Here is a 4,582-nt window from a genome sequence, read left to right as displayed (position 1 = left end):
CGTGTTGGTGCCCGGCTGGATGTTGGCGTCGGCGCGCAGCCGCGCCACCACGCCCTTGCCGCCGAGATTGGTGACGGCGAAAGTGTCCGAGCCGGCCGGTTCGACGACCTCGATGTGACAGTCGGCGGTTGCGATGTGCGAGGCGTTGCGCTCGGCACCTTCCGGATCGGTCAGGGCTTCGGGGCGGACACCGAAGATGATCGGTTTGCCCTGGAATGCCGACAGGCCGGCCGGTGCATTGGCCATCGGCAGCGAGATCGGCTCTCGTGCTTCGCGCTGCAGCACGACGGACAGCGCGTTGCCTGACGTGCCGATCGTCGCCGGGATCAGGTTCATCGCCGGCGAGCCCATGAAATCGGCGACGAAGAGATTGCTCGGGTTGTTGTAAATTTCGGCCGGCGTACCGAACTGCTGCACCTCGCCATCGCGCATGACCGCGATCTTGGTGGCCAGCGTCATCGCCTCGATCTGGTCGTGTGTGACGTAGACGATGGTGGTGCCGGTGGTGGCATGCAGGCGCTTGATTTCGATGCGCATGTCAACACGCAGCTTGGCGTCGAGGTTGGACAAGGGCTCGTCGAACAGGAACAGTTTTGGGTCGCGCACCAGCGCCCGGCCCATGGCGACGCGCTGGCGCTGGCCGCCGGAAAGCTGGCTCGGCTTGCGCTGCAAGAGGTGGCCGATCTGCAGCACCTTGGCCACCTTGTCGATGGCCTTCTGGCGCTCCGCCGCCGGCACGCCGCGCATCTCCATGCCGAAGGAGATGTTTCCGGCCACCGTCATGTTGGGGTAGAGCGCGTAGCTCTGGAAAACCATGGCGATGTCGCGCTTGGAAGGATGCAGATCGTTGATGGTGCGGCCGTCGACCCGGATTTCGCCCGAGGTGATCGTCTCCAGGCCGGCGATGGTGTTGAGCAAGGTCGACTTGCCGCAGCCGGAAGGGCCGACCAGCACCAGGAAGCCGCCTTTCTCGAGCTCGACATCGATCCCCTTCAGGATCTCGACCTGGCCGAAGCGCTTCCTCAAACCATCAATTTCCAGAAAAGCCATCGGATTATCCTTTGACGGCGCCCGCCATCAGACCGCGCACGAAATAGCGGCCGGCGAGCACATAGACGAGAAGGGTGGGCAGTGCCGCGATCATCGCGGCGGCCATGTTGACGTTGTATTCGACGACGCCGGTCGACGTGTTGACGACGTTGTTGAGCGCCACCGTCATAGGCATCGCGTCGCCAGTGCCGGCGTAAGCCGAGGCGAACAGGAAGTCGTTCCAGATGTTGGTGAACTGATAGATAACGGTGACGACGAAGATCGGCATCGAGTTCGGCAGCATGATGCGGCGGAAGATCTGGAAGAAGGATGCGCCGTCGACCTGTGCCGCCTTGACCAGTTCGGTGGGGAACGCCTCGTAGTAGTTGCGGAAGAACAGCGTGGTGAAGCCGATGCCGTAGACGACGTGGACGAAAACCAGATTGACGGTCGGATTGCCGAGCCCAAAGCTGGTTCCCGTTGCATTCTGCAGCGTGACGCCGAAGCGGCCGAGGCTGCCGAGGATGGTCGCCATCGGCAGCAGCACCGACTGGAACGGAATGAAGCAGGCGAACAGCATCAGCCCGAACACCAGCGTTGCGCCGCGGAAACGCCATTTGGTCAGCACGTAGCCGTTGAGCGCGCCGAGCATCGTCGAGATCAGCACAGCCGGGACCACCATCTTGATGGAGTTCCAGAAATAGCCCTTGATGCCGGCGCAGGTGAGGCCGACGCAGGTCTCGCCCCAGGCCTTCAGCCAGGGATCGAAGGTCGGTGCCCTGGGCAGCGCCAGCATGTTGCCGTTCTGGATCTCGTCCATGGTCTTGAACGAGGTCACCAGCATGACGAACAGCGGCATCAGATAAAATAGCGCAAACAGCGCCAGCAGCCCGTAGATGACGATGCGGTTGATGACCCTGGCGTTGACGCCGCCGGAGGCCTGGCGGGCGGGAGTGGTGAAGGCGCTCATCGCGGCTTCTCCCGCAGTTCCGAATAGAGATAGGGCACGATGATTGCGACGATGGTCATCAGCATGATCACCGCACTGGCCGAGCCGACGGCCATTTCGTTGCGCTTGAACGTGTACTCATACATGAAGTTGGACGGCAGCCAGGCCGATCCACCGGGCCCGCCGCTGGTCAGTGCGACCACGAGATCGTAGGACTTGATGGCGAGATGCGCGAGCACGATGAAAGCCGACAGGAAGATCGGCCGCAGCAGCGGGATGACGATGCGGCGGTAGAGCTGGAAGGTGGTGGCGCCGTCGATCTGCGCCGCCTTCATGATCTCGCCGTCGATGCCGCGCAGGCCGGCCAGGAACATCGCCATGATGAAGCCGGAGGCCTGCCAGACGCCGGCAATGACCACCGTGTAGATGACGAAATCCTTGTTCTTGATCCAGTCGAAATGGAAGCTCGTCCAGCCCCATTGATGCAAGGTCTGCTCGAGGCCGAGGCCGGGATCGAGAAACCATTTCCAGGCGACGCCGGTGACGATGAAGGACAGCGCCATCGGGTAGAGATAGATCGGCCTCAACATGCCTTCGCCGCGGATCTTCTGGTCGAGCAGGATGGCCAGGAACAGGCCGAGCGCTAGGCAGATGGCGATGTAGAGAAAGCCGAAAATACCCATATTGGTGATCGACGTGTACCAGCTCGACGGCGGGTCGGTGTCGAAGGTCCAGCCCCACAGCCGCTGATAGGCGCGCGAGCCGGTCAGGACATAGGACGGGAAGGTCTTGGAATTGGTGAAGGACAGATAGATCGTCCACAGGATGAAGCCGTAGACGAAGACGATGGTGATGGCGAAGCTGGGCGCCAGCACGATCTTCGGCAATGCGTCCTGCAGGCGTGAGCGCACCGAGGCGCGTGGCCGCGCATGCTCCGGCGTCAGCTTGATCTGGCTTGTCGCTACCGTGCTCATGGGCTCCTCCCGTCGACTCGCGGCCAACCAGCTTCGCGGATCCAAGTTCGCGGATCTGGGCCTTCCCCGCCGGAGCGGGGAAGGGTTTTTGGCGCGTGGCGCTTACTTGGCGTCGTCGATTGCCTTGACCAGCTCGGTCACGGCCTCGTCCGAGGTCTTGATCTGACCATGGACGAATTTGGAGACGACATCCTTATAGGCATTGGCGACCGCCGGAGGCGCGCCATAGCCCTGGGCCAGCGAGCCGAACAGCGTGCCGCCTTCGTTGGCCGCCTTCAGATCGGCGATGCCCTTCTTGCCGCAAGCGTCGAAGTCGGTGTCCGGAACGTCGGTACGGGCCGGAACCGAACCCTTGACGACGTTGAAGGCCGACTGGAAGCTCTTCGACAGGGTGGCGGTGGCCAGCGCGACCTGGGCGGCCTTGCGGTCGTCCGGAACGTTGAACATGCCGAACATGTCGGAGTTGTAGATCACCGAGCCGTCGGTGCCCGGGAAGCGATAGCAAAGGAAGTCGGTGCCCGGCGTTTTCTTGGCGGCGTTGAACTCGCCCTTGGCCCAGTCACCCATGACCTGCACCAGGGCGTCGCCCTTGATGACCATGGCGGTGGCAAGGTTCCAGTCGCGGCCGGAGAAGTTGGGGTCGACATAGGTGACGAGCTTGGCCAAATTGTCGAACGACTTCTTCATCGTGTCGGACTTCAGCGATTCGTCATCGAGGTCGTTGAAGGCCTTCTTGTAGAACTCGGGTCCGCCAGTCGACAGCACGACGGAGTCGAACATGGTGGCTTCCTGCCAGTTCTGGCCGCCGAGAGCGAGCGGGATCACGCCTGCCGCCTTGGCCTTGTCGAGCAGGGCAACGAAGTCGTCGAAGGTCTTCGGCTCGGTGCCGCCGATCTTGTCCAGGACGGCCTTGTTGATCCACAGCCAGTTGACCGAGTGAACGTTGACCGGCGCCGCGACCCACTTGCCGTCATAGACCGAGAACTTCTGCAGGGCCGCCGGAACGGACTTGTCCCAGCCTTCCTTCTTCGCCGTTTCGGTCAGGTCGCCCATGACGCCGGCAGCGGCGTAGTCGAGCACGGTATAGCCGAGCATCTGCGAGGCGGTCGGATAATTGCCGGCCGCGACCATCGCCTTCAGCGCGGTCATGGCGGCATCGCCGCCGCCGCCGGCCACCGGCACGTCCTTCCAGGCATAGCCTTCCTTGGCCAGATCGCCTTTAAGGACGTTGAGAGCAGCCGCTTCGCCGCCCGACGTCCACCAATGCAGCATCTGCACTTCCTTGACGTCCTCGGCGTGGGCCGCGAAAGCCAGGCCCGACGCGAGAGCCGTTCCGATAAGCAGTTTGCGCAACATGTACTTCCTCCCTTGTTGCATTACACGACCGGTGAAGCCCACCGGGTTCTTCTCAACTCAGCCGACCCACCATCCGGTGCGCTGGCCGCGATGAAACTGAATTGTCTTTTCCTCGGTATAGTCCTCGACGGCGCGTTTGCCGAGTTCGCGTCCGAGACCGGACTGCTTGTAGCCTCCGAAAGGCAGCTCGGGATAACCTTCCATGAATGTGTTCACCCAAACGGTTCCCGAACGCACTCCACGCGCGACCGACATGCAAGTGTCGATGCTGGCG

5 protein-coding genes are annotated in these 4,582 nt (G+C 62.5%); all 5 read right to left on the bottom strand.

Annotation, left to right across the window (positions count from 1 at the left end; all coding sequences use genetic code 11):
• The coding region (locus EN984_RS23670; protein ID WP_164765600.1) for an ABC transporter ATP-binding protein at positions 1-1,050 on the bottom strand (1,050 nt) is incomplete at its 3' end.
• Positions 1,051-1,054: 4 nt separating this feature from the next.
• A complete protein-coding gene (locus EN984_RS23665; RefSeq protein ID WP_127272642.1) occupies positions 1,055-1,999 on the bottom strand; it encodes a carbohydrate ABC transporter permease in 945 nt (314 codons plus the stop codon).
• Complete coding sequence (locus EN984_RS23660) at positions 1,996-2,952, bottom strand: sugar ABC transporter permease (protein WP_127267248.1); 957 nt, start codon at positions 2,950-2,952, stop codon at positions 1,996-1,998. Before EN984_RS23660 ends, EN984_RS23665 begins: the two co-directional genes overlap by 4 nt.
• Positions 2,953-3,054: 102 nt before the next feature.
• Positions 3,055-4,308 (bottom strand): ABC transporter substrate-binding protein, encoded by a 1,254-nt coding sequence (locus tag EN984_RS23655; protein ID WP_127267247.1) that lies wholly within the window; start codon positions 4,306-4,308, stop codon positions 3,055-3,057.
• Between the two features lie 57 nt (positions 4,309-4,365).
• Positions 4,366-4,582, bottom strand: a 217-nt coding sequence (locus EN984_RS23650; RefSeq protein ID WP_127383981.1) for an aldehyde dehydrogenase family protein, incomplete at its 5' end; no start/stop codon positions are given.

The sequence above is a fragment of the Mesorhizobium sp. M7A.F.Ca.CA.004.12.1.1 genome (assembly GCF_003997835.1).
Taxonomy (GTDB): Bacteria; Pseudomonadota; Alphaproteobacteria; order Rhizobiales; family Rhizobiaceae; genus Mesorhizobium.
This window is presented reverse-complemented; position numbering and strand designations above follow the sequence as displayed.